22 protein-coding genes and 1 pseudogene are annotated in these 26,179 nt (G+C 68.7%); 11 read left to right on the top strand and 12 right to left on the bottom strand.

From position 1 onward, the window contains the following. Positions 1-6: 6 nt before the first annotated feature. Positions 7-444 (top strand): annotated as a pseudogene (locus tag ACPCHZ_RS10695) (transposase); the annotation flags it as partial. A gap of 195 nt (positions 445-639) precedes the next feature. Beyond that, complete coding sequence (locus tag ACPCHZ_RS10690; protein WP_423485340.1) at positions 640-1,725, top strand: transglycosylase family protein; 1,086 nt, start codon at positions 640-642, stop codon at positions 1,723-1,725. Between the two features lie 19 nt (positions 1,726-1,744). Here the strand turns inward: ACPCHZ_RS10690 and ACPCHZ_RS10685 are convergent, their stop codons facing one another. After that, the gene (locus tag ACPCHZ_RS10685; RefSeq protein WP_423484751.1) at positions 1,745-3,169 is read right to left on the bottom strand and encodes a dihydrolipoyl dehydrogenase family protein; all 1,425 of its coding nucleotides are present in this window, start codon (positions 3,167-3,169) and stop codon (positions 1,745-1,747) included. A gap of 122 nt (positions 3,170-3,291) precedes the next feature. Here ACPCHZ_RS10685 and ACPCHZ_RS10680 point away from each other — a divergent pair, with 122 nt between their 5' ends. From ACPCHZ_RS10680 to ACPCHZ_RS10645, 8 genes are all read left to right on the top strand, one after another. Next, entirely contained in the window at positions 3,292-4,086 is a 795-nt protein-coding gene (locus ACPCHZ_RS10680) for an SDR family NAD(P)-dependent oxidoreductase (protein WP_423484750.1), read from the top strand. Between the two features lie 82 nt (positions 4,087-4,168). Further along, complete coding sequence (locus tag ACPCHZ_RS10675) at positions 4,169-4,945, top strand: alpha/beta hydrolase (protein ID WP_423484749.1); 777 nt, start codon at positions 4,169-4,171, stop codon at positions 4,943-4,945. 119 nt (positions 4,946-5,064) lie between these two features. Further along, positions 5,065-6,699 (top strand): diguanylate cyclase domain-containing protein, encoded by a 1,635-nt coding sequence (locus ACPCHZ_RS10670; RefSeq protein WP_423484748.1) that lies wholly within the window; start codon positions 5,065-5,067, stop codon positions 6,697-6,699. Between the two features lie 98 nt (positions 6,700-6,797). Beyond that, complete coding sequence (locus ACPCHZ_RS10665; RefSeq protein WP_423484747.1) at positions 6,798-7,802, top strand: glycosyltransferase family 4 protein; 1,005 nt, start codon at positions 6,798-6,800, stop codon at positions 7,800-7,802. After that, positions 7,799-9,493 carry a glycoside hydrolase family 13 protein gene (locus tag ACPCHZ_RS10660; protein ID WP_423484746.1) on the top strand — a complete coding sequence of 565 codons (1,695 nt, stop codon included), beginning with the start codon at positions 7,799-7,801 and terminating at the stop codon, positions 9,491-9,493. The genes ACPCHZ_RS10665 and ACPCHZ_RS10660 overlap by 4 nt, the downstream gene beginning before the upstream one ends. 70 nt (positions 9,494-9,563) lie before the next feature. Then, complete coding sequence (locus tag ACPCHZ_RS10655; protein ID WP_423484745.1) at positions 9,564-10,982, top strand: SDR family NAD(P)-dependent oxidoreductase; 1,419 nt, start codon at positions 9,564-9,566, stop codon at positions 10,980-10,982. 96 nt (positions 10,983-11,078) lie between these two features. Further along, entirely contained in the window at positions 11,079-12,599 is a 1,521-nt protein-coding gene (locus tag ACPCHZ_RS10650; RefSeq protein ID WP_423484744.1) for an adenylate/guanylate cyclase domain-containing protein, read from the top strand. Between the two features lie 174 nt (positions 12,600-12,773). Beyond that, on the top strand, positions 12,774-13,493 hold the full coding sequence (locus tag ACPCHZ_RS10645) for a DUF4189 domain-containing protein (RefSeq protein ID WP_423484743.1): 720 nt from the start codon (positions 12,774-12,776) through the stop codon (positions 13,491-13,493). 72 nt (positions 13,494-13,565) lie between these two features. Here the strand turns inward: ACPCHZ_RS10645 and ACPCHZ_RS10640 are convergent, their stop codons facing one another. Beyond that, positions 13,566-14,513, bottom strand: coding sequence for an ankyrin repeat domain-containing protein (locus ACPCHZ_RS10640; RefSeq protein ID WP_423484742.1), 948 nt, complete (start codon positions 14,511-14,513; stop codon positions 13,566-13,568). 39 nt (positions 14,514-14,552) lie between these two features. Between ACPCHZ_RS10640 and ACPCHZ_RS10635 the strand changes: the two genes are divergently transcribed. Beyond that, positions 14,553-14,876 (top strand): hypothetical protein, encoded by a 324-nt coding sequence (locus ACPCHZ_RS10635; protein WP_423484741.1) that lies wholly within the window; start codon positions 14,553-14,555, stop codon positions 14,874-14,876. Here the strand turns inward: ACPCHZ_RS10635 and ACPCHZ_RS10630 are convergent. The 10 genes from ACPCHZ_RS10630 to ACPCHZ_RS10585 form a co-directional block, all read right to left on the bottom strand. Beyond that, the gene (locus ACPCHZ_RS10630) at positions 14,848-15,720 is read right to left on the bottom strand and encodes an SDR family NAD(P)-dependent oxidoreductase (protein WP_423484740.1); all 873 of its coding nucleotides are present in this window, start codon (positions 15,718-15,720) and stop codon (positions 14,848-14,850) included. The two genes, ACPCHZ_RS10635 and ACPCHZ_RS10630, sit on opposite strands and share 29 nt — an antisense overlap. Positions 15,721-15,743: 23 nt before the next feature. Then, positions 15,744-17,099, bottom strand: coding sequence for an NAD-dependent epimerase/dehydratase family protein (locus ACPCHZ_RS10625; RefSeq protein ID WP_423484739.1), 1,356 nt, complete (start codon positions 17,097-17,099; stop codon positions 15,744-15,746). Positions 17,100-17,267: 168 nt separating this feature from the next. Beyond that, complete coding sequence (locus ACPCHZ_RS10620; RefSeq protein ID WP_423484738.1) at positions 17,268-19,565, bottom strand: ATP-binding cassette domain-containing protein; 2,298 nt, start codon at positions 19,563-19,565, stop codon at positions 17,268-17,270. Between the two features lie 8 nt (positions 19,566-19,573). Further along, positions 19,574-20,482: a phosphatidate cytidylyltransferase gene (locus ACPCHZ_RS10615; protein WP_423484737.1), complete on the bottom strand. Its 909-nt coding sequence runs from the start codon at positions 20,480-20,482 to the stop codon at positions 19,574-19,576. Positions 20,483-20,494: 12 nt separating this feature from the next. Then, complete coding sequence (locus tag ACPCHZ_RS10610) at positions 20,495-21,169, bottom strand: lysophospholipid acyltransferase family protein (protein WP_423484736.1); 675 nt, start codon at positions 21,167-21,169, stop codon at positions 20,495-20,497. 133 nt (positions 21,170-21,302) lie between these two features. Next, the gene (locus ACPCHZ_RS10605; RefSeq protein WP_423484735.1) at positions 21,303-22,055 is read right to left on the bottom strand and encodes a CDP-alcohol phosphatidyltransferase family protein; all 753 of its coding nucleotides are present in this window, start codon (positions 22,053-22,055) and stop codon (positions 21,303-21,305) included. 169 nt (positions 22,056-22,224) lie between these two features. Further along, a complete protein-coding gene (locus ACPCHZ_RS10600; protein ID WP_423484734.1) occupies positions 22,225-22,671 on the bottom strand; it encodes a hypothetical protein in 447 nt (148 codons plus the stop codon). Positions 22,672-22,899: 228 nt separating this feature from the next. Continuing rightward, positions 22,900-23,349: a universal stress protein gene (locus ACPCHZ_RS10595; protein WP_423484733.1), complete on the bottom strand. Its 450-nt coding sequence runs from the start codon at positions 23,347-23,349 to the stop codon at positions 22,900-22,902. 22 nt (positions 23,350-23,371) lie between these two features. After that, a complete protein-coding gene (locus ACPCHZ_RS10590; protein ID WP_423484732.1) occupies positions 23,372-24,442 on the bottom strand; it encodes a diguanylate cyclase domain-containing protein in 1,071 nt (356 codons plus the stop codon). Between the two features lie 118 nt (positions 24,443-24,560). Further along, a complete protein-coding gene (locus ACPCHZ_RS10585; protein ID WP_423484731.1) occupies positions 24,561-26,021 on the bottom strand; it encodes a DUF4185 domain-containing protein in 1,461 nt (486 codons plus the stop codon). Between the last annotated feature and the right edge of the window lie 158 nt (positions 26,022-26,179).

The following is a 26,179-nucleotide window of genomic DNA, read 5'->3' as shown; positions in this document are numbered from 1 at the left end:
GGGGGCATGATTGTTGCTGATGAACCCCGTGACGGTGGATTGTTCGAGCTAGTCGTGGTCAGCGGGCAGATGCGTGTCTCGCGGGGTCGAAACCCCGTGCTGACGAAGCTGTTTCGGGTGACCGCCCATCTTCGGAGATCGCCGTCGCCGGACGGCGGGATGCCGGCCGAGCAGCTGGCCCGGTTGATTGCGGTATTGGTCGACGAGCACTTGGAACTCGCCCCCATTCGGGCCGCCTACGCCGACGGGCGCGACACGCCGCCATGTGATCCGCGTCTGCTGGTCGGAATCCTGTTGTACGGCTACACCACCGGCGTGCGCTCGTCGCGGGAGATCGAACGCAGGTGTGTCGATGATGCGTGTTTCCGGTGGTTGGCCGCAGGACAGGTCCCGGACCATGGGGCGATCGCACGGTTCCGTAGGCGGCACCTGGAGGTGCTGACGCCGCTTTTCGTGCAGGCATTTCTGTTGTGCCAGGCCGCGGGTGTCCTTCGGTTGGGCCGGATCGCGCTGGACGGGACGACGAACACACTGGCCGAGAAGGCCCTGACCCTGTTGGCCGACGCCGAACGCACCGATACCGCCGAGCACGCGACGTGGCGACCGACCCGGAGTGGAACCGCCACCGCGACATCGAAAGTGCAGCGTGCGCTGGTCGGCGCACTCTTGGTGTCGTTGGTGTTCGCGGGCGGCTATGCCGTGGCGGTACACAAGCGCGTCATTCTGTCCGTTGACGACGTCTCGATGACGGTGTCGACGATGAAGTCGCGGGTGATCGACGTGTTGCGGGACAACGGCGTCGCCGTCGGCGAGCACGACGACCTCCATCCAGGCGCCGATCAGCGGATCCACCAGTCCGACACCATCGTGCTGCGACGCGGTCGCCCGCTGCAGGTGTCGATCGACGGCCGACCGAACAAGCAGGTGTGGACGACTGCCATGACGGTTGATGAGGCCCTCGAGCAGCTGTCGATGAGCGACGTTGCGCCCGTTGGGGTTTCCCGCGCCGACCGCCTGCCGTTGGCCGGCATGACGCTGCCGGTGGTGAGCCCTAAACAGGTGCACATCAACGACGGCGGCGTGGCCGGCGATCGACGCCTGGCTGCACCCACCGTGGGCAGTCTGCTGGCAGCGGCCGGCACGCCGCTCCAGCAGGACGACACGGTGGTGCCCTCGCCTTCTACGCCGGTCAGCGGGGGCATGCGGATCGTGGTGACCCGCATCAGGACACATGAGGTCGCCGCCCGCATGCCCCTGCAGGCGCCGCTGCGGCGCATTCACGACCCGACGATGAACATCAGCCGCCGCGTCGTCGAGGACCGCGGAAGGGCCGGCACCCAGAACGTCACCTATGCCGTCTCGACTGTCAACGGGCGCGAGATCGGCCGACGGCTCGTCGCTCACGATGTCGTGACACCCGCCCGGGCGCAGGTGCAGCGGGTCGGTGCCAAGCCGGGCACCCAGGTGCCGCGGGTGAGCAACAGCGCCGCGTGGGATGCGCTCGCGTCCTGCGAGTCCAGCGGCAACTGGGCCATCAACACCGGCAACGGCTTCTACGGCGGCGTGCAGTTCACGCAGAGCACCTGGGAGGGCCACGGCGGACTGCGTTATGCGCCGCGGGCCGACCTCGCCACTCGAGAAGAGCAGATCGCGATCGCCGAGGTCACTCGGGCGAAGCAGGGCTGGGGCGCCTGGCCGGTGTGCAGCACCAGAGTGCGACGCTGAACATTTCGAGGCGGAGCAGCTACTCCAGGTTCGACGGCATGGAATTCAAGCGAGTCCACAGATGGGGGACCGGACGGACGCCGAGCTGGCTGACCACCATCTGCGCGGCCTGGCTGACTCCTTCGGTGAACGTGGGGAACGCGAACTGGAGCTCGGCGACGTCCTCGACACGCATGCCTGCCGCCATGCAGGCCGCGACCATCTGGATGACCTCGGCGGAGTACTCGCCGAGCACGTGCGCGCCGACGATCTGCCGGCCCGCGGTCTCGACGATCAACTTGCAGAACCCCTCCGGGTGTCCGTCGGCGACGGGCCGCAACATGTCCTCATAGCGGGCGACGGCGACAGTGCAGTCGTAGCGCGCGCGGGCCAGCTCCTCGGTCAGCCCGACGCTGCCGTATTCGGGATTGGTGAAACTGCCGCCGGGAACGATCTCGTGCACCACCTTGCGACGCCGGCCGAGCACCGCGTTCTCGGCCGCGACCCGGCCTTCGAGGGTTGCGCTGCTGATGACCATGCTGTTCCCGTCGACGTCGCCGGCGGCGAAGATGTGCGGCACGTTCGTCGCCGTGTACTCGTCGACCACCACGTAGCCGCGCTCAGTGGCCAGGCCGGCTGCGGCGGCGTCGACCCGGTCGGCGTTCCCGGGCCAGCCGACCGCGAAGAACGTCGCGTCCACGTCGGCCGTCCCTTCCTCGTCGCCGACGCGGTAGAGGACGCGGACACCGGAGGCGAGCGCGTCGATCCGGTACACGGCAGCGCCGGTGACGACGTTGATCCCGCGTCCGCGATAGGCATGTTCCAGCGCGGCCGAGACGTCCACATCGGCCCGCGGCACGATCCGCGGCGCGTACTCGACGAGTGTGACGTCGCAGCCGAAGTCCGCGAGGATCGACGTGAGCTGACAGCCGGTGTCGGCGGCGCCGATGACGCAGACCCGGTCGGGTAGGGCGGTCAGGCTGCGGACGTCCTCATAGGTCAGGCCGAGCTCGGCTCCGGGAATCGGCAGTCGCCCGGCCCTGCCGCCGGCGGCGATGATCACCCGGTCGGCGGTCCATATGCGCCCGTCGGCCACGGCGACGGTTTCGGCGTCGAGGAACCGGGCGTCGCCGGCCTCCTCGACGAGATCGACTCCGGCGGAGCGGATGTGGTCGGCGAGCCGCTTGCGTTCATACAGGTAGTCGGCCACCCGCTGCGCGTTGCCGAGGGTCGCGGCGAGGTCGACCTCGGGTCGCGGCCCGTTCAGACCGAACCTCTCCCACGAGCTCCAGTCCCGCACCAGCCTTGCGGCGCGAGCCAGGGTGCGCACCGGCGCAGGACCGCTGTTCAGGGCGGTTCCGCCGACTCGGTCCCGCTCGATGAGCGTGACCTCCGCGCCCAGCCCGGCGGCGTGAAGTGCGGCGGACACACCGGCGGGGCCACCTCCGATGACGACAACACGCATGTCGACCAAACCTCTCCGCGGACGTGGGTGCATCGGCAGGGACCCGATGCCGTCCCTGCATAGTGACGGTCTCACCGCAGATTCGCGGGCTTTGGCGCCGAACACCCCCGTACGCTTCGGGCGTGACCATCAGCGATCCGGACACGGCCCAGGGACGAGGCCGCCTCGTCGGGAAGTCCGCGGTGATCACCGGCGCGGCCTTCGGCATCGGTCGGGCGACCGCCGAGCTGTTCGCGCGCGAGGGCGCCCGCCTGGTGGTGACCGATATTCAGGGTGAGCCGTTGCTGGCGTTCGCCGACGAGCTGCGGCACGCCGGCGCGGAGGTCGAGACCGTCATCGGCGACGTCTCGATCGAGGAGGACGCGCGGCGGATGATCGGGGCGGCGGCCGAGCGCTTCGGGCGGCTCGATGTGCTGGTGGCCAACGCCGGTGTCATCCCGCTCGGCGACGTGCTGGAGATGACCGCCGCCGACTGGGACGCCGTGATGGCGATCGACGGCCGCGGCATGTTCCTCACCTGCAAGTTCGCGATCGAAACGATGCTGCCGACCGGAGGCGGGGCCATCGTCTGCCTCTCCTCGATCTCCGGGCTGGCCGGACAGAAGCGGCAGGCGGCCTACGGGCCCGCCAAGTTCGTCGCCACCGGGCTGACCAAACACCTCGCGGTCGAATGGGCCGACCGGGGGATCAGAGTCAACGCCGTCGCTCCCGGAACGATCCGAACCGACGCCGTCAGGCGGATTCCGGACGAGCCGGGTGGCGCGGAATATCTGGCGGCGATCGAACGCATGCACCCGATGGGCCGTCTCGGAGAACCGGACGAAGTCGCGAGCGCCATCGTCTTTCTCGCTTCCGACGACGCCTCGTTCATCACCGGCGCCGTGCTGCCCGTCGACGGCGGATACCTGGCGCAATAGCGACGGCGACGTCGACCCAGGGGCGACCGCCATTACCTCATAGGTAATCGCGCGGCGCACCTCGATCCGCGACACTCGGCATGTGCAGGAGAACGCGGAGCACCAGGGTGACACGCCGAAGATCACGAAGCCACCGATTCTGTTGTTACACGGTGTATTCGGCAAGCCGGCACTCATGCGACCGTGGATCGACGTCCTACAGTCCGCCGGCTACCGCGTGGCCACGCCGACGCTGCCCGGACGGGAACCCTCCGACGACGCGACGCTGATGCGGACGGGCATCGAAGAGTGCTTCGCCGTCGCGTCGGCGGCCTACGACGCACTCGGCGAACCTGCGATCGTCATCGGGCACAGCATGGGCGGTCTCCTCGCCCAGAAGATCGCCGCTGAGCGCGAACCGGTCGCGGTCGTGCTCCTCGCATCGGTGCCGCCGGGGATCCTGTGGGTTCAGCCGCGGATGACTCCGCATCTCGTGCCGATCCTGCCGCCGATGCTGCGTGACCGCCCGTTCCTGCCCGGTCCGCGCACGATGCGCAACGTGCCGCTGGTGACGCTCCCGCCGGCCGAGCAGGATCAGCTCATCCGCGAGCTGGTTCGCGACTCCGGGCGCGTCTTCCGCCAGATGTCGTTCGGCACGGCTCCGACACGGGTGAGCGCGGCGGATGTCACCTGCCCCGTGTTGTGCGTCAGCGGCGGGGCCGACCGCAACGTAGCGCCGTGGCTCTCCCGTCGGATCGCGAAGCGCTACGGCGCCGAGCATCAGGTGCATCCCGATCTGCCGCATTGGATCGTCGCCGCGTCGGCGGTCGACCGGGTCGCTCCGCCGGTTCTTCGCTGGCTGACGGACACACTGCCGTGAGCAATTGATCACGGCTGCCTGCGATCGCCGCGGAAATGCTGCTCAGCAGCGAAGAATTGTCTTACCGGGCTTCGCCCACGCCTATCTCGGCAAAAGATGGGCAGGTACGTTGGTGATCTATGTCCGACCCGCCGCCCTCGCCCACGCTCGCGCCAGGGGCCGACGGGGAGCTGCTGCGGTCGGGTGAGTCGTCGGGTGAGTCTTGGTACCGGCAACTGGTCGAACAGAGCCCCGACGGGATCTGCGTGACCGCAGCCGGGCGCGTCACCTATGTCAACGCGGCCGGCGTGCGACTCATGGGAGCCGAGACGAGTGCTGAGCTCGTCGGCCGCCCGATCAGCGACTTCGTCACAGGCGAGTCGCTGGGGCCGATGCTCGCCGACCTCGCCGAGGTGGCGAGGCCCGGCGACTGCTCGCCCCACCTTCCGGCCGAGATGATTCGGAGCGACGGAACCACGCTCGCTGTCGAGGTCGTCGCGGTCAAGCTGGGCCCGACGGGCACCGACTCCTGGCAGATCATCACCCGGGACGTGAGTGTGCGGCACGCCGCCCAGTCGGTGCTGAGGAATCAGGCCGAGCTGGTCGACCATGTCAGCGACGCCATCATCGGCACCACCGCAGACGGCACTGTGACCAGCTGGAACCCAGCGGCCGAGGCCATCTACGGGCGCTCCGCGGCCGACGCGGTGGGACTGCCCGTCGCGGTCGCGGTAGGCGCAGATCTCAGGCCCGCCCGGATCGTCGCGTCCGGTGGCGTCGTCGCGGATCAACACTGCTCCGCCGGCGGCCACATCCTCGATGTGCGGGTCTCTGCCGCGACGATGGCCGAGGGTTACGTCCTGGTGTGCTGTGACCTGACTGCACTGCACCGCGCCGAGCAGCACTTCGAAGCCGTCGTCACGTCGATGATCGAGGGTCTGATCGTGACCGACATGCATGGCACCATCAAGTCCATCAACCCCGCCGGCCTGCGAATCCTGGGTGCTCCGGAAGGGGCGAACCTCGTGGGTGTCAACTTCTTCGAGGCGACCGAGAAGTCCCCGTTCTACGACGAGAACGGCGTGAACATCGCGCCAGAGGACCGTCCCGCTCTCGCGGTACTGCGCACCGGTGTGTCGTTCGACAAGCTGGTGTACGGGTGGGACCGCCCGGAGGGCAGGGGGTGGATCCTGTCGAGCTGTCGACTGCTCAACCCCGACAAGCCGGGACTGTCGGACATGCTCGTCACCTTCACCGACGTCACCGCGCAACGTGCCGAGGCCGAGGAGATGAAGTTCCTCGCCACTCACGACGGTCTGACGTCCCTTCCCAACCGCGCCGCGGTGCTCCTGCGGATCAATGATGCGCTGAGCGGGAACTCGGGCGACGTCCGGCTGCGGGCGGTGCTCTTCATCGACGTCGACCACCTCAAGACGACGAACGACACGCACGGTCATGATGCCGGAGATCACGTGCTGCGAACCACCGCAGAACGGCTGCGCCGCACCGTAGCTGCTGACGACGTCGTAGGGCGTTGGGGCGGTGACGAATTCGTGGTTCTCGTCTGCCGCGCCGTGACGTCCGCCGAGATCGACGACCTGGTGGACCGGCTGCACGCGGCGCTCGCCGTCCCCGGTGTGCAGGGCCCGATCGGCGCCAGCATCGGTGTCGTCGAGGTCGACCGGTCAGATCGTCGAACGGCTGACGAGCTGCTGCGCGACGCCGACCTGGCAATGTACGAGGCCAAACGCGCGCGCGGCCGACGGAATCGGTGACGCGGCGCCAACAGCACGTCGCGGCTCACCGGCAGAAGTCCGCGTAGCCTGGTCGCATTCCTACCCAGACCAGTGCCGGCGGTCCCCTGCGAATAGCTGTGCTCTCACCCATCGCGTGGCGGACACCCCCTCGTCACTACGGACCGTGGGAGCAGTTCGCCTCGCTGCTCACCGAAGGTCTTGTCGCGGCCGGCCACGAGGTGACGCTGTTCGCCACCGCCGACTCGGTCACGACGGCGCGCCTGCACGCCACCGTGCGATCCGGCTGGTCCGAAGATGAGACGATCGAACCGAAGGTCGCAGAATGCCTGCACATCGCGTCGGTGTTCGAGCGCGCAGACCAGTTCGACATCATCCACAACGGTTTCGACTTCCTGCCGCTGACTTTCAGTGATCTCGTCGCGACACCGGTGGTCACCACCGTCCACGGGTTCTCCTCGCACCGGATCCTCCCCGTGTACGAGCGCTACAACCGGACCACCGCCTACGTGTCGATCAGCGACGCCGATCGACACCCGAATCTGCGCTACGCCGCGACCATCCATCACGGCATCGACATCGACGAGTTCGCGGTGCACTCGAGCCCCGGCGACCACCTGCTGTTCTTCGGACGGATCCACCCCGACAAGGGCACCGCGCACGCGATCGAGGTCGCCCGCCGCTGTGGCCGTCGGCTCGACATCGCCGGAATCATTCAGGACGAAAAGTACTTTCGTGACGAAGTCGCTCCGCACATCGACGGTGAACGTGTGCGCTACCTCGGTGCTGTCGATGCATCCGAGCGCGCCGAGGTGCTGGGGGCAGCGCATGCCCTCCTCCACCTGATCGACTTCGACGAGCCGTTCGGTTACAGCGTCGTCGAGTCGATGGCCTGTGGCACACCGGTCATCGCGAACTCGCGAGGGTCGATGGGCGAGCTGATCGTCGACGGCGTCACCGGCTTCCTGGTCGACGACATCGATTCTGCGGTGACCGCAGTGGCAACCGCAGGTGCGCTCGATCGGCACGGAATCGCCGGACACGCATCGCGGCGTTTCACGGTCACGGGCATGGTCGACAAGTATGTATCGGTGTATCGCAACGTGATCGGCGAACGGTCATGACGTCAACCGCGTGGTGGAAGTCCGCCGTCGTCTACCAGATCTACCCGCGCAGCTTCGCCGATTCGAACGATGACGGGGTAGGTGATCTGGGCGGTATCGTCGCGCGGCTCGACTATCTGCGAAAGCTCGGGGTGGACGTGATCTGGCTGTCGCCGGTATACCGTTCGCCGCAGGCGGACAACGGCTACGACATCAGCGACTACCTCGACATCGATCCGATGTTCGGCACGCTCAGCGATTTCGACACCCTGCTCGCCGAGGTGCACGAACGCGGCATGAAGCTCGTGATGGATCTGGTGGTGAACCACACCTCCGACCAGCACCCATGGTTCGTCGAGTCGCGGTCGTCACGGGACCATCCGAAACGGGATTGGTACATCTGGCGCGAGCCCCGCGACGGCGCAGAGCCCAACAACTGGGCGTCGGTCTTCGGAGGTTCGGCGTGGGAGCTGAACGACTCCACCGGTGAGTACTACCTGCATCTGTTCGACCGAAGCCAACCCGACCTCAACTGGACGAATTCCGAAGTTCGGAGTGCCGTGCACGAGGTCATGGGCTGGTGGCTCGACCGGGGAGTCGACGGCTTCCGCATGGATGTCATCAACTTCATCTCCAAGGCCGAGGGACTGCCCGACGCCGCACCCGCGCCGGGTCGCAGGTTCGCCGGTGCGATAACCCTCTTCGCCGACGGGCCGCACGTGCACGACTATCTGGCCGAGATGACCCGCGAGGTCTTCGGAAGCCGCGACGGCGAGTTCCTGACTGTCGGAGAGATGCCGGCCGTGACGCCGGAACAAGCACGGCTGTACACCGATCCGGCTCGGTGCGAGCTCGACATGGTCTTCCAGTTCGAACACATGTCGGTCGACCAGAGCCCGTCGGACAAGTTCGACTACATCGGTCTCGATCTCGTCGTCCTCAAGCGATCGCTGCATCGATGGCAGGCGGCCCTGGCCGAGACCGGCTGGAACAGTCTGTACTGGAACAACCACGACCAGCCGCGCGTGGTGTCCCGGTTCGGCGACGACGACCCGGTCCACTGGGCCGCGTCGGCGAAGGCGCTCGCGACTGTTCTGCACGGGATGCGGGGCACCCCCTTCGTGTATCAGGGCGAGGAACTCGGGATGACGAACTATCCATTCCGAACGGCCCGGGAGTACAGGGACATCGAGGCCGTCAACTATCTGAGGACTGTGCTCGAACTCGGCAACGACGAGGCGGTTGCGCTTGCCGGGGTGGCCGAGGTCAGTCGGGACAACGCCCGGACACCGATGCAGTGGAGCGCGGAACGCAACGCCGGCTTCAGTGACGGTGATCCCTGGCTGCCGGTCAACCCCAACCACGTCTGGCTGAATGCCGAGAACCAGGTCGATTCGGCTGATTCGGTGTTTGCGCACTACCAGGCTCTCATTCGGCTTCGTCACGAGTCGGCGGTCCTGGTCGACGGCGACTTCACCCCGTTGATGGCGGAGGATCCACAGGTCTGGGCGTACACCAGAACCACCCCGGCCACGAAGCTCCTCGTGATCGCGAACTGCGGGCGCGATCGGCGGACCGTCGATGTCGGTCCCGAATGGAATGCGGCCGAACTGCTGCTCGGGAACCTGCCCGACACCCCGGTGAACACGACGTCGTCGTGCCTCGAACTCGCCGGCTGGGACGCACGGATCTACTCGGCCCAGGTGACCTGACGGGTGACGGGCCATCCGGCCACGTCGCGTGGGTGCGGAACTCGCGGTTTCTGCCCAGTACTCTTTGTTGGTGAACGCGATCGACCCGGACAAACTCGACATGTGCCTGCAGGTGCTGGCCGACATCGAGTCCCTGCCTCCTGAGCATCCCGACGCCGTGGCCGTGCGCCGCGCGACCGCGGGCATCTTCAAGTCGGTCAGGAAGGCTCGCCGGCACGCCAAGCGCGACGCGGTGGCGGCCGCCGACCAGGCAGTCACTGCCGCCACCGCAACCGGTGCGCCCGGTCGGATCGACGACGAGACGCAAGGCTTGCCGCTGGTGTCGACCGCGGTCGGCGCCACCGCGGGCACGTTGCTCCGGTCGCGGGCCTGCTACACGTGCAAGAACCGCTACACGGTGGTCGACGCCTTCTACCACCAACTCTGCCCGGGATGCGCCGCGCTCAACCGTGCCAAGCGCGACGCTCGCACCGACCTCGAAGGCAGAAGCGCCCTGCTCACCGGTGGCCGCGCCAAGATCGGTATGTACATCGCGTTGCGACTGCTTCGCGACGGGGCGCACACCACCATCACCACCCGCTTCCCGAACGACGCCGTGCGCCGCTTCACCGCGATGCCCGACAGCGCCGACTGGTTGCACCGACTACGCGTCGTGGGCATCGACCTCCGCGACCCCGCTCAGGTCGTCGCGCTCGCGGACAGCGTCGCCGCCCAGGGCCCGCTCGACATCCTGATCAACAACGCCGCCCAGACCGTGCGGCGAGCCCCCGGCTCCTATGCGGCGCTCGTCGAGGCGGAACGCACCCCGGCGCCTTCACTGGTCGACGTCATCACGTTCGACCGCGTCAGCGACGCCCACCCGGCCGCACTGGCCGGGAGCCTCTCCGAGCACCCAGCCCCGCATGCGGTCACGGAACTCGCCCTCGCCGCCCGAAGCGCCTCGCCCGAGCGGATCGCCGCGGGCACCGCCATCGATGCGGGCGGGCTGCTGCCCGACACCGCGCCCGTCAACAGCTGGACCCAACGCGTACACGAGGTCGACGCGATGGAACTGCTCGAGGTCCAGCTGTGCAACCAGACCGCGCCGTTCATTCTGGTGAGCCGCCTGCGCCCGGCGATGGCCGCCTCACCCGCCCGCCGCACCTACGTCGTGAACGTGTCCGCGATGGAGGGGCAGTTCAGCCGCGCGTACAAGGGCCCGGGGCATCCGCACACCAACATGGCCAAGGCCGCGTTGAACATGCTCACTCGCACCAGTGCCGCCGAAATGCTGGAGCAGGACGGCATTCTCATGACCGCCGTCGACACGGGGTGGATCACCGACGAGCGGCCGCACCCGACGAAACTGCGGCTCGCCGAGGAGGGTTTCCACGCCCCGCTCGACCTCGTGGACGGTGCCGCCCGCGTGTACGACCCCATCGTCCGCGGCGAGGCCGGCGAGGATCTGCACGGCTGCTTCCTGAAGGACTACTCGCCGAGCAGCTGGTAGAGGTAGCGCCGGGTGACGTCCACGACCTCGCCCGGACTCGTGGCCGTTCTGCGTCAACACCCACGCCCGAACGCCGCGGTTCTCTAGTCTCCCGGCATGAACCGCATCTGGCAGTGGGCGTGGGACAGGTACCGAGCGAGATACGCGTGGGCGGTCTACCTGATGACGTTTCCCGTGATATTGCCGATCTACCTCCTCCCCTCGTTCGTTGTCGTCGCGGCCGAGGATTCTCATCGTTACGTCCAGGCGGCCGGCGTCACCGTGATCGCGGTGCTGGTGATGGTGTACGTGATGGTTCTTCCCGGCCAGGGTCCGAGCCGCCTGGTCGATCGGTGGGCAGCCGGTCAGGAGGTCGGTCGGGGGAGGGCGCTGGACGCCACCTACGCTTGGGGCCGGGCGATCGTTGCCCGGACCATGGCCGCCAACGCTGTGGGAGTCAGCCTCCTCTTGGTCGTCGTCGGCGCGATCGCCGGGGCGAGCGGGTGGCGCCTCGTCCAGTACGGACTCCTAGGCGCCGCGTTCGCAACTGCCGTCCAGCTGATTGCCGTGCACAGCTTTTCGGAGGCAGCGTTGCGGCCGGCCCGGGTCGCCATTGCCGGTGACACGGGCATCGGTGAGTCCCTGCCCCGCTCCCGCCCCAGCTTTGCCGCGTGGTCGAACGTTTGCATCCTCGCGACCGCCTTCGCGTTCGCCACCGCGGGCGCGATGCTGGCCACCGTGCTCGATGGAGCCACCGCGGTCCCGGTGCTTGCCCTTGTGATCGGCGCTGCGGTGACGCTTGGCTACGGAGTGCCGATCACCGTCGGCGCCGCGTTCTCGCCGTCCCTGCAGCCCGTTCGCGATCTCGCCGAAGGGACTGAACGCGTTGCGGCGGGGGACTACGGCCAACGGCTGCCAGTGGTTCAAGACGACGATCTCGGCGCGCTGGCGGCGTCGTTCAACCGCATGCAGGCGGGATTGGCTGAGCGTCAGCGACTCCACGCGGCCTTCGGGACTTACGTGGACCCCATCCTGGCGGCGCGGTTGCTCGAGCAGGGGGACGATGTGTTCACCGGCGAGCGCCGCCAGGTGAGCGTGATGTTCGTCGACATCCGCGACTTCACCCCTTTCGCCGAAACCCACACCGCCGAGGACACCGTCGCCCGCCTCAACGCACTCTTCGGGATCGTGGTGCCTGCGGTCGTCGACGCCGGCGGACATGTGAACAAATTCCTCGGCGACGGCGCCCTGGCCGTCTTCGGTGCCCCGAACGATCTTGCCGACCATGCCGACGCCGCCGTGAAAGCCGCAGTGCTGATTCACCGTTACGTGGCAGAGCGGTTCGGCAGCGCGCTCCGAATCGGCATCGGGATCAACACCGGTGTCGTCATCGCCGGCACCATCGGCGGGGGTGGCAAGCTCGAGTTCACGCTGATCGGTGACACCGTCAACGTCGCAGCCCGGGTCGAGCAGCTCACCAAAGCCACCGGTGACGCGATACTTCTGACCCGGCAGACCGTCGATGCCCTTGATGTCCGGCCCGCAGAACTCGTCGACCGAGGGTCCTTCGCACTGAAGGGAAAGTCGGCTGCCGTCGAGGTGTTCGGACTCGACACGGGGAACGCGGCGACACGCTGATCTCGTCGGCAGCGGCTATTGCCCGCCGCCGCCCTTACCCAGCAGACAGGAAAGCCTTTCCACGGCTCGGTGAAGTCTGGCTTGCCGGCGATTACCCGGCCGCTCCGTGAAGCCGAGTATTCGAGTAGCCCACGAGGGTCCGCATCAACGGCTCACTCACCAACGGAGGACCTCATGACCATCTCAGCAAGTGCAGCAGGCCGACGCAGCCGAACCGCAGCACTGATCTTCCTGGCCGCGTTCGCATCTGGTGTCGGAATGGTCAGTGCCGCCGCACCGGCGAGCGCTGCGGACCAGTACATCGCACTGGCCATCGGCTTCGTCAGCGAGAATCCCCCCGTCACGATGGCCGGCGGATCGGCGATCGGCGCAGGCCAGGAGCAGGCCGGGCAGGGGGCGCTGTCCAACTGTGTGAGCAATGGCGGCAGCCACTGTGTCACCCAGGTGATCGCGACCAACGAGTGTGCAGCGGCGGCCTCGAACGACTACGGCGAGATGACCGGCGCGTCCGACCCGTCGCTGTCCGGCGCGCAGAGCAAGGCCAGGGCGAAGCTGCAGAACCAGCAGGGCGCCAAGGTCATCGTGTCCGGGTGCGCGAACGGGTCCACCCCGCCGCCGCCCAACGAACCACCGCCGCCTCCGCCGGCGCCCAAGCAGGGGCCGACGGTCTCGTTCGACACCGTGCTGGGTGGCTTCGTGGCTCACATCACCGACCGCAGTGGAGTGTCGTCGCAGTGCACCTACACGGCGGAGAACTTCAACCGCGCCTTCGCACTGCCGGCCAATTCCAGGTACGACATGAAGGTCGTGCCCGCTGTTCCGCGGTTCCGGAACTGGACGGTCACCATCGCCTGCGACAACGGCACCAGCACGACGACGACGACCTACTTCTGAGTCGCCGGGCATCGACCGATCCGCCCGGACCGTGACACCACGGTCCGGGCGCGATCTGTTGCGGCACAACCTCTACGGATCCAAGGCCGCCACCACGGCGGGATCGCCTGCCCGCGCGGCCAATTCGCGGTCGCGGTCGGTGATGGCCGCACCGCCGGCGAGCAGGATATCGACGACGTCGACGACCTCGCCTGCGCGGTAACCGAACCAGCGCATGTTCGCCGCCCACCACGCCAGCGTCGTGGTCAGCGCGCGAGCGGGTTCGGCGCCCAGATCCAGCAGCGTCGCCACCGTCGCAGGGAGGAGCCGCGTGGCCGCCGCCTCGATCGGCCGCTGCCCGCTCGTCGTCGTGGCGTCAACGTCGGCCCCCGATTCGGCGAGCAGACGGACCAATTCGGGATTGACGTGGTCGTGACGCTCGCCCAGGCGGTGCAGCGGCGTGGCGCCGTCGGCATCCCGCACCGACGCGTCAACACCGCGGGCCAGCGCCCGGCTCAACGCCGCCGACCGACCGAGCGCCACGATCTCATGCAGGATGGTCGTGAACAGATCACCGCGCGGTGACAATTCGATTCGCCGGCCGGCGTCGGCGCCCGCGTCGATGAGCACGAGCGCGGCATCCGGTTGAAGCGAACGCACGGCATACCAGAGCGGTGACGCCCCGCACGGGTCGAGCACGTCGGCGTCGACGCCGCCCGCGATGAGGTCGCCCACTGAGGCCCAGCCGTTGCGTGCCCGGTCGAACGCGGCGAGCACCTCCACCGGTAGAAGTTCGGTCCAGGGCGGGGGTTGCACCCCCAGGGCGGCGAAGATCTGCAGCGCGCCCGGCCGCCGGTCACCCAGGTCGTACCAGGGCCAGGGGCCTTCGCCCTTCGCGATGTAATCGTCGATGGGAATGCGCATCTCCGAGAGGATCGACCTGCCGTTGTCGTCGAAATCCGTGTGGAACACGAGATCTGACTCGTCGCGAAAGGCGGTCACCGCAGCGTAACCCTCCTGGTACCGCGCGAGTTCCTCCATGTGTCCATCCTGACCGACATCGGCGGGGACAATCGAGCGATGCCGGTGAAAGACACGTGCGCGCTGCTGCTGGGTCTGGGCATCGCAATCGTGGCCGCCATCCTCGCTCAGGGGGTGGGTGACTCCGAGGACAAGTCGATGCGATGGGAGGGCGGCGTCGCTGTCGGCTTCACCGCGATGATCTTCCTGGGTCCGTTCTGGATCGCGCAGGCGGTGCTCACCGTGCTGGCGACCGCGGACGAGAGGGGCATCGCACCGGGATGGCTATGGGCGTGGTTGTTCCTCGCGCCCGCGGTCGGGATCTCTCCTCCTGCGACCGGACTGGTGCGATTGCTTACGCGAGGTCGGCGCCGTACCGGTTGATTCGCGCGGGTTCGACCGACTCGTACCGCACGTTCCCGGCGCTGGCGTCGCTGGGTTCCGAACCGAATGAGGTGGCGCGGACGAACGGCCCGACCACGGCGTCGAATACCGCAGGCAGTAACCGGAAGGCGGCGATCGCCGGCCAGTTCAGCAGACCGACTTGACGCTCGCTGGAGCGCCGCCTGTCAGTGGCGCGCACGATGGCGGCCGCGACGATGGCGGGGGCGTCTGCGGTCGGCGGCACCCGTGGGGTGAGGCCGGAGTAATTCCCCGCCGTCCCGTACACCGGGGTGTCGACCGGTCCCGGGTAGATCCCGTGGATCCTGACTTCCGGCAGATGACGATTCTCCTGACGCAGCACCCGAACGAGCGCGCTCAAAGCGAATTTGCTGAGGACGTAGGGAGATTGGTATGGGACCGCGATCGTTCCCAGCAGTGAACCGACAAGCACCAGGTGCCCCGAGCGCCGTTCCTGGAAGTGGTGCAGCGCAGAGCGCGCAACATTGGCGGCGCCGAGGAGATTGGTCTTCACGACGTCGTCGAAGACCTCGGTGGGAACGTCCTCGAAGCGGCCGAAGGCGGTGATGGCCGCGCACTGGGCAACGACGTCCGCCCGCCCGAATCGCGCGATCGTGACGTCGAACAGTTCCTGGACCTGGTCGGCGGCGGCGATATCCGTCGCCTGCACCACCACGTAGGTGGCGCCGACCGATCGGCATTCGTTTGCGACGTCGTTCAGAGCGTCCTTCGAGCGCGACGCGAGCACCAGGGCGGCGTTGCGTCTGGCGTAGTGCAACGCGGTCTCCCGTCCTATCCCGCTCGAAGCGCCGATGACGACGACCACCTGGGTGCCATTGTGTTGTGTGTTCATCGTTGTCCACTTCTCTTGGCCCGGCGGCGTTCGCTCGCGGCGAGCAGGCTGAGGACCGTGGTGGCGGCGACCGGCGCCCACCCACCACGGAGGCTGGTGGCCACGGCGGTGACCACGGCGAGAGGCGCGAGAAGAGCGGCGGGATCGCGACGTCGGGCGAGGACGCGGTCCAGTGCCATCGGTGTGCCGGACGCGAGGTTGAGCGCGACGACCGCCGCGTCCGGAGCGCCGGCCCGGCCGACACCCAGCGCGCGGGCGAGAGCCAAGCCGCTCCATGTGAGCAGGGAAGCATCGTGGACGTACTGAATCGTGCGCGACGACATGCGTTTCTCCTCCGTGTTCCATCCCATCGCCGCACTCGTGCCTGCGGCGCCGTCGGCCATCCCGTCGAGGAGTTCGATCGCGCTCTCGGCCGACGTCCGGGTGGGTGCCCACCCGAGTTCGCGGCGCGCCTTCGACGTGTCCATGACAGGTGAGTTGGTGGCCACGTCGTACCAGCCCGGGGTCAGCGCGACCACGCGGCTCACGCTGAGCGCGCTGACCACAATGCGCATCAGCTTCGGGTTGACGCCGACGGCCCGCGCCCCGACCACGGCGGCGAGCGCGGTGCTGTCCAGCACGTTCGCCGCGATGTTGTAGGAGCCGTGGGCGCGCTGCTGCATCATCCGGATCACCGCGTCACCGACGTCGTCGGCGTGCACGAATTGCAGCGCAATGCCTCTGGGTAGCGGAAGCACACGAATCGCGCCGCGGCGGAGGAGTTCGAGGGCGGCGCGGGGCACGAGGGGGCCGAGGTAGAGCGAACGAATCAGCCAGGCCGCTTCGCGCTGCACCACGACAGTGGGACGGAATCGGGCCACCACCGTATCGGGATGTTCCTCGACGAACCGGTCGAGAATCCGTTCCACCATCACCTTGTGCCGGCTGTACGTCGAGGCGGGCTGGCCGGTGTCCGGCCAGTCCTCCGAGACGGGCTCGCCCCGGCCGGGGGCATAGATGCCGAGGCTGGAGGCATACACCAGCTGCCGGACCCCGGCTGCGGTCATCGCAGACAGAAGGGATTGCGTGCCAATCACATTGGCCCGATACAGATAGTCCGTATCGCGCAGCGGCTGAATCGCCAGCGCGAGGTGGATCACCACGTCGGCGTCTCGCATCGCCGGTTCGAGGTCGGTCGCGGCGGTGGGCGACGCCAGGTCCACGGCGTGCCACCGCACTCGTTCGTACTTCTCACCCGTCGTCGGTGGGCGCCTGCAGACCCCCACCACCTGCGCGTCGGGCAACCGTTCGTGTAGCGCCCGCAGCACGCCGGCGCCGACGTTGCCGGATGCGCCGGTGACGACAACGCGCATGTGGTGCCTCCTGAACGGGGTGTCGGCAGCGGCTGTCCGGTATTCGGAGCCGAATGGCGCAGGGTGCTGCCAACGAGGATGCGAGGTTGCTCACACGTTTCAGAAAGCGTCCGGCGCCTGAGCCATACCCGCGGGCATGGGCGGCAAACGGCGCGCCGCGCGGCGGTCCTAGGCGACCTTGAGCCGGAGCCGCCAGCGGGCGATCGCGGCGAAGAGCACGGTCAGCACCGCCAGCATGGCCATGTCGAACAGCCAACGCGACGGGGTGTGCTGCCAGTGCGGGTCGTCCGCGATCCCGGCGACCAGCGAGCTCAGATCGGCTGTCGACGCGGTGGCGGCGAATCCCCACCGGCCGGGCGTGACCCAGGCCAGCGTCTCGAACAGCGGCCTGCCCGTCACCGGGATGAAGCCGCCTGCGAGCACCAGCTGCGCCATCAAGGTCGCCGCCAGCAGCACGATCACCTGGTCACCCGTCCGTGCCAGCGCCGAGACCGCCAGTCCAAGCACCGCTGCCGCGACGGCCGTCGCCGCGATGCCTGCGAAGAACTCCAGCATCGGGCTGCCCAGGACCACGGCGCGCGACGGGGCGGGCTTGCCGAAACCGGGTGCCGTGACGACGAGGACGAGGATCGCCGACTGGACCACCGCCACCGCGCCGAACACCGCGATCTTGGCCAGCAGGTACGCGGTGGCTGACAACCCCGCGGCCTGCTCGCGCTGGAAGATGGCACGTTCACCGACCAGGTCGCGCACGGTGAGCGTGACACCCATGAGGATGGCGGCGAAGCTGGTCAGCGCGATGACGTGTTTCGCCTCGAAGGGTGGCGCCCCGCCCGGCGGGGGCCCGCCGAGGCCGGCGTCGCCGGCCACCGTCAGCGGCAGCAGGCCGACGATGAACGGCAGCACCGCCAGGAAGACCAGATAGCCGCGGTTGGCCATCAGCAGCCGGACCTCACGTCGGGCGATCGTCGACACCTGGCGGCGCACCCCGGTGAACGACGGCGCCGCCGCGGTCACGGGCGGCTCGGGCGCGTCGTCGACGGCGGCGGGTGCGGGTGCGGGCGCTCTACCCGCCAGGAACCGGCGCTGGGCACCGTCGGGATCGGCGCAGACGCCGGTGAAGATGTCCGCCCAGTCGGTCGATCCCATCGCCGACCCGAGCTCGTCGGGTGGGCCGCAGAAAGCGGTCTTGCCGCCCGGCGCCAGCAGCAGCACCTGGTCGCAGACGTCCAGGAACGACAGCGAATGGGTCACCACCACGATCACCCGGCCCGCGTCGGCGAGCCTGCGCAGCATTCCCATCACCGCCCGGTCCAGCGCGGGGTCCAGCCCGGTGGTCGGCTCGTCGAGCACCAACAGCGACGGACCGGTCAGCAGTTCGAGCGCGACCGACACCCGTTTGCGCTGACCGCCCGACAGCGTGTCGATCCGGGTATCGGCATGGCCGGCCAGCTCGAGTTCCTCGAGCACCGCGGCGATCACCTGCCGGCGGTCCTCGGCCGCGGTGTCGGCGGGCATCCGGAGCTCGGCGGCGAAGTCCAGTGCCTGAGCGACGGTGAGCCGACCGTGCACGATGTCGTCCTGGGGCACCATGCCGATGCGGCTGCGCAACGCCGCGTAGCGGGTGTGGAGGTCGCGCCCCTCGAACGACACCGCGCCGCTGGTCGGCCGCCCGGCGCCGACGATCGTCTTCGCCAGCGTGGACTTGCCCGAGCCGGACGGGCCGATCACCGCCGTCAGCGTGCCCGGCCGGGCGGTGAACGAGATGCGGTCCAAGAGAACGGTGTCGCGCTCGATCGCCAGACTCACTTCGTTGACCTCGAGACCGCCGGTGGTGGCGGCCGGCTGGGTACGGCGCACCAACGCACCTGCGGTGAAGACGAAGTCGACGTTGCCGATCGTCACGATGTCGTCGTCGGCGAGGGGAGTGTCGGTGATGCGCTCACCGTTGACGAATGTGCCGTTGCGGCCGTCGGTGCTCGACAGCTGCACGCCGCGGTCGGTGGTGATCAGAGTGGCGTGGTGGCGTGACGCCAACACATCGGGGACCACGATGTCGTTGTCGGGTGTGCGTCCGATCGTGAGGGAACCCTGCCGGTCGGGCTGCCGCGACATCCGCTTGGTCTCCGCGTCGGCCGGAGGAGTCGTTGCGCCGAGTTCGAATCGCAGCTGCGGACCGTCGGGCGCGACGAGATGGATGGTCTGGCCGGCGCGCACATCGACGGACTGCACGCGTCGCCCGTCGGCGTAGATGCCGTGCAGGCTCGTGTCGTCGACGGCGACCCATCTGTCGTCGAGATGGCGCAGGATCACGTGTGACCGAGACACCTTCGGGTGCGGGATGCGGACGTCGGCCCGCACATCGCGTCCGATGACGACGTCCTGTCCGGGCGTGAAGGTGTGTCGCCCATGTGCCGAGCAGATGGTGATCGTGGGCGTCAGCGTGGGAACCGCGGAAGGGCTCATGTGTCCGTTCATCCTAGGAAGTACGCCAGTGGGAGGACGAGTAACAGCGAATCGATACGGTCGAGCAGGCCGCCGAATCCGGGCAGCCAGTCGCCGGCGTCCTTGACCTGAGCCTGCCGCTTGAGCATCGACTCGAGCAGGTCGCCGAAGACGCCGCCGACGGAGACGGCGATGAGCAGCCCGATCGACATGCTGCCGAGCAGGCTGAGGATGACGAACGCGCCGATGATCGCGCCGACGAGGCCGCCGACCGTCTTGTTCGGGCTCAACGGCGACAGCGGCCGGCGCGCCCAGGCCATGCGGCGCAACCCCTTTCCACCGCACCAGGCGGCCACATCGGTGGCCGCCACGGCGAAGCACAGCAGATACGTGTCCGGCAGGACCATCACGAGATGGGACAGCGACCAGCAGATCCACACGGACCCGAAGGCGGTGAAAGCGGTGCGCCTGGCGCCGTTCTCGACATCGCCGCCGAGGACCGAGGGCAGCGCGCACAGCAGCAGGACGACCGGTGCCAGTTGCAGCAGCGACGGGCGCAGCCAGGCGGCAAGGGGATACAGCACCGCCAGCGCCAGCAGGACGTAGGTGTCGGCCCGTGCGAGCCGGACCAGCCGCGCGTATTCGATCACCGCGACGACCGCGAGCACCGCCGCGAGTACTGCGGTGGTGCCGTGGCCGAACCACACCGGCAACCCGACGGCGGGAGCGATCAGCACCCAGGTCCGCCACTTCTGGATCAGCTCCGGCCTGCGGGAGACCAGGACTGCGATGCCGGCCGCCGCGAGGATGGCGACCGTGATCCACATCAGGAACACCGACCGGCCGAAGAGATGCACGTGCAGCGGGCCCAGGTCGACGTCGAGCGCCATCCGCCGATCGAGGTGGAGGAATGAGCTGTACTGGTCGAAGATCGTCATCAGGCGCCTGTCTCAGGATGCGAGCGCGTATCGGTCACCGGCCCGGCCCTCGAAATCTTCCCGCAGGGCCGACACATGTGCCCGCAGTTGCGCTGCCGACGTGTCGTGGGGATCCAGTGGCGCGCCGAGACGCACCCGCATCGGAGCGGGGGAGTATCGGCCGTCCTTGGGCAGCACGTCGGCCGTGCCGGCGATGGCCACCGGAACGATCGGCACGCCGCATTCACGCGCCAAGCGCACCGCGCCGGAGCGGAATCCGCCGATTGTGCCGTCGGTCGACCGCGTTCCCTCGGGGTAGAGCACGACGGTGCGTCCGGCCCTCAGCGCCGGCCCGGCGGCCGCCAGCAGTGCGGCGTAGCCACCGTCACCGGTTCGCCGGACCGGGAGGATGCCTGCGAGTGAGGTGGCGACGAAACGCCGCACCGGTACGTCGAACCAGTAGTCGGCGGCTGCGCCGAACACCGGGCGGGCCGTTGGCGGAAGCGCCGCGAGGAGTGCCGCGGTGTCGGCGTGCGACGCGTGGTTGGCCACGACCACGCAGCCGCCCCGGGCCTGCCAGCGGCCGGTCACCGTCAGTCCGCCCGAGACGCCGCAGACGGTCCGCCAGAGCCAGTGCCGCAGGACGCTTCCTGCGTCGCGCAACGTGCTGCGGGAGGTGAGTGACATGCCGGTGCGGTGCGTGTTCATGCCATGAGTAGATAGGGGCCGGCGGGCTACCGATCCCAAGAAATCGCGCAGGCTGCAACGCCGACTGGCGGCGACGACCTCCACAGAGGTTCGTCGCCGCCGTCTGGGCAGCCGTGGTGGCCGGCGCCTTCGATCAGGCCGCCGAAGTCAGCACCCCCAACGGCACCGTGAGGGGCCGGGTGATGGGCAGGATCTCGGCCACCGGCTCGGGTTCGGACCTACGCTGGGTCTTCAGCTCGCGGTGCGCGGCGCGCAGTCGAAGCACCGTGGTGATGAGTGAACCGTTCACCAGCTGAGCCAGCAGCACGGGCATGATGACCGGGAACGCGGTGGCCAGCACCACGAGCAGGCACCGTTCGGTCTTGCCGAGCGGGCCGCCGTTGCGGCGGGTGCCGCCGGCTGCCGCCGCCGCCAGCGACGCGAACGTCGGCAGTGTCGCGGCGAGTGCGGCCAGGAGCACCTGCAGCACCGGCCAGGACAGCCAGTCCAGCCCGGGGCCGCCCTGGCGCGCCGCCCACACCGCGAGGCCGGCGAAGGCCAGCAGGTCCGCGGCGCGGTCGCCGATCTCGTTGACGACGAAGCCCCACGGACGGCTCACGCCGCGGGCACGGGCCACCGCGCCGTCGAGGTTCGCCCCGGCCAGCCGCAGCACCATGAACAGCGCCGCGAGCGGCCAGCAGCCGTAGGCGACGGCGACGCCGCCGGCCGCTGCGGCCGCAACGCCTGCGGCGGTGAAGGCGTCGGGGGAGATCTGCCGATCGACCGCGGCGTCCAGGATCGGCGTCAGCTGCCGGGTGAACCACGGCTTGAGCGCGTAGAGGCCGGACATCCGGGCCCGGCGTGGTGCCACCGCGGCGGGGGTGTGGGTGGGGGCGGACGTGTTCATGGCCGGCTCCTTTCGTGTCGCCTGCTCGTGCGCGCCTCGGTGGCGTCGTCGATGCGATGAGTCAAGCGAGTGCCGGGGGCTACCGATCCCAAGAAACGTCAGAGCCGGCGGGCGACAGGCAACGGCCGGCTCGTCACCGAGCCGGCCGATGCGCGCTGCGCGTTGGTCGCTACCTGCGGGTCAGCGAGACCCGGATGCCTTCGACGTTCACCGGGAAACCCTCGCAGCCGACCGGGATCCGGCCGGTCGACGTGCCCGTCAGGGTCGCCGCATCGAACGAGTAGCCGATGGTGTTCGGCAGCTGCCTGCCGTCGGGGCACGACCACACGGCCTCGCGGCTGAATTCCCACCGGCCGTTGACCAGTCGGGCGTCGGCGGTCCACCCGGTGGCGGAGGCGACACGGGCACAGCCCGCACCGCAGGGCGTGATGATCCAGGTCGCCGAGGAACTCGGGTACGGATTCAGCGTGCCGTTGACCGCCCGCTGACTCTGGTCGCTCAGCAGGGTGTAGGTACCGCTGAGATCGTCGGCGTGTGCGGGACCGGCGAGGCCGATTGCGGCACCGGCCATCGCGAGGGCCGTCGCTGCGGCACGGACGACAGTTCTCATCATCATGGTCTCCCTGGGGTGAGTGGTGGATCAGCACGGACGCGCGATGAAGAGGCTCCAGCACACGTTCGGCGGCTGTCTGGGTACGGCGGCGCGATTCGTGCGATTCGGTTCATGGTCGTTCCTCACGCCGTGTGGAGCGCCGAGGGCGTCACCTGCGATCAGTGAACTCGGTTCTGGTGCCTACCGATCACAACTTCGCCGACGACGTGGGCTGCTCGAACGTGACGGACGTCAGTCCTTGGTGTCGACGACCAGCACCTCGGTCTTCGCGCGACGTCGTACCGCGCTCGGAACGGATCCGAGCAGGCGCCCGGCGATCGACTTGAGCCCGACGCTGCCGACCACCAGCAGGTCGGCGTTCACGTCGGCGACCAGGTCGACGAGTACGTCGATCGGCGCGCCGACGATGGCCCGTTCGTCGACGTCCTTGGCTCCCGCCTCCCGCGCCCGGTTGCTGGCCTCGCGCAGCATCGCGTAGGTCGGCGCACCGCCGTGGGTTCGATAGCCCTCACCGGTCGGTTGGTCGGGTTCGCCGGAATGATGTTCTTGCTCAGGCAGATACGCGGTGGCGACGATGAGCTTCGCGCCGGACTCGGCGGCGATGGCGGCGGCTTTGTCCACCGCGCGCAACGACGAATCCGAGCCGTCGGTGCCGACGACGATGGTCTTGTAGTCGCTCATGTTTCCTCCAGAGTTGTCCGTGTCAGCAGATGGTTGCGTAGGTGTGCCGCGGCTGGTTCCCGCCATCTCGTTTCGCGGCGTACATCGCCGCGTCGGCGACGGCGATCAGGTGCTCGATGTGCCTCGTCGAGGCGTCCGCGTCGGTGATCTCGGCGGTGGTGGAACCGATGCTGGCCGTGATCCGCTGCGGCAGTGCCGCGATGGCGGCGCACAGGTCCGTGGCCAGCATCGAGACGTCGCTGCGGGTGGAGATGTCGGCGACCAGGAATTCCTCGCCACCGGCACGGCAGATCGCGGCACCGGGCGGGGCGTGCGAGCGCAGCAGATCGGAGACGGCGATCAGGACGGTGTCGCCCGCCGCATGGCCGTCGGTGTCGTTGATGCGCTTGAAGTCGTCGAGGTCGATCATCAACAACGACAGATGGTTGCCGGTGGCCTGCATCGTGGCGAGCTGGCGGTCGAGGGTGTCGATGAACCCTCGCCGGTTCAGCAGCCCGGTCAGCGGGTCCTCGTCGGACCGGGCCGCGTACCGGACGAGGGCCCGCGACATCGCCCACACGCCGATCGACACCGAGACGTTGAGGAACCAGATCAGCCAGAACGCTCCCATCGCGGTGACGAGGCCGGCGTCCCGGCCGAGGCGCACTGCTGCGGCGACGGCGATCATGAGGGCCAGCACGAAGTTGACCAGCAACAGCCTCGTGGTGTGGAAGAACGCGATGTAGCCGGCGATCACGGCCATGCCCGCGCCGCCGAGACCGGTCAGGGTGGGGTTCGGTTGTGTCAGGCTCCAGGCGGCCGTCGAGAGGGCGCCCACGACACAGACGAGTTCGGACTGCCTGCGGGTCGGCCAGCGCGTCAACCACAACGCAGTGACCCCGGCGGTGAACACGGCCGTGACGGCGCCCCAGACGAGCGACTCGTTGATTGTTCGCTGGCCGCTGGCGAGCACACTGAGCGGCACCAGTGCCGAGGACGTGGTGACCACGCCCATGATGAGCTGAGCCGATCGCAGGAGTCGGCGCTGCCGAAGGAAACTGGTGATCCAGTCGAACGGGTCGGGTTGAGTCCACCACGTCCTCAGTCGTGACACTCGTACCCTCCGGCGACGTTGCTCAGCCCGGTGCAGCTCATCGTTTGGACCGACTGTAGCTGCATGAGCGCGCCGTGGGCACAAGGTCGCACAAATTGCTGGCGACTTCGGAACGCGGTTACGGCAGGACGGTGCGCATCAACATCACGTTGTACGCCGACCACAGCGACAGGGTGAAGTACAACTCCTTGCCCACCGACCACGGGTGCAGATAGGGGGCGTAGATGCCGCCGGGGATGTCGGCGGACCGGACGAGCAGTTGTTCGGGTCCCCAGGGGCCCTGCGGTGCCGGCGCCGTCCGGGCCACGATGTCGTCAGCGCCGTTGCCGTACAGCACGAGGTACTGCTTGAGATAGGTGTTGTACTGCGCCGACATCTCCGAGACCGGGCCCGGGATGATGGGCGTGGCGGCCGCGGGGTTGCCCGGCACCCACGCGTTCTGCCCCGCGTTGAAGTACTCGTACCTGCCGAGGTCGAGCACCTGGTTCTGGGCGACCCGGGAGATGTACGCCGCACCGCCGCGGCCGGCCGGGGTGCCGAAGGAGTAGAGGTACGGGTCACCCGGACCGGGCTTGAGGAATGCGCCCTGCTGGAAATTCTCGTTGCCCGGCGCGAATCGGGCGCCGGGCACGCCGTCCGCTCGCGCCGCTCTCACCGTGCCCGGGTGCACCGTCCAGTTCTCACCGTTGTCCGAGGACGCCGCGATCGCCGAGAAGTTCGTGGTCCAGCGGCCGTCACTGTCCCAGCTCCGGATCGACATCAGGTTCATCACCTGGGTGTTACCGATCGCGACCCCGGCGGTGGGGATGATGCCACGTTCGGTCTCCGCCCACTTCGGGCTGTTGACGACCTGCTTGGCCATCCCCGACGGCCAGATCGGTGCGCCGGAATACCGGTTCGACAAGCCCGCGTTGGGCACGGCCACGGTCTTCGACAGTGCACCGTCCTGGCTGCGGAACAGGGTGTTGTACCGCCACTGCTGACCGCGGACACTGCAGTAGCCATAGGTGTCGCCGAATGCCATCAGCACCTGGCGGTTCGAGGAATCGCCGTTGTCCCACATGATCCCGAGGTCGGTGCCGGTGATGGCGAACCGGTTGACGGTCTGGTTCGGGCTGTCCGGTCCGGTCACCCAGCCCACGAGCGAGGTCCCGGGTGGCGCCGGTGGTGGTGCGGGGGGAGCGGCCGCCTGGGCCGGCGTGTCGGTCTGCGCCGACGGCGAATTCGCCGTGCCCGGTGCGGGGGCGGGCGCAGGCACCGCTCGCGCCTGCTGCTCGAGCCGGCCGGGCTGGGGCGACACCGCGTCGAGCATCGCCCGGGAGAACTGGCCCATCCTCGGCAGTGGGGCGTCGTCATCGGTGCCTGCGGGCCGGTGTCCCCGGGGCGGAATGTCGGAGCCGGGCAGGGCGGGCGCCGCGGCGCCGCTGGGAGTCGGTGGCGGCTTGGCTGCCGCCGCGGCCCCGGTGCAGGGCTCGGCGGATGCGGTCGGGGCGACGCCGATCGCCAGTGTCAGTCCGACCACTGCTGCGGACGCCATGGATGCGGTTGACACCGTGGACAATCGACGACGCAGCGACATGTCACACCTCTCGAGGGGCGGGACGCCGCGATGACGTCAGCAGTAGACACTGTGACGATAGTGACTGGAGTGACAACTACTGGCATCCGAGGGTCAATGGATGCGCATCCGTGACCGTGTCGCGACCTGACCCGAAAGCTCACCACCGACGGGCCGCC

Origin of the sequence: Mycobacterium sp. NPDC050041 (genome assembly GCF_049541695.1) — a bacterium.
Lineage (GTDB): Bacteria > Actinomycetota > Actinomycetes > Mycobacteriales > Mycobacteriaceae > Mycobacterium.
This window is presented reverse-complemented; position numbering and strand designations above follow the sequence as displayed.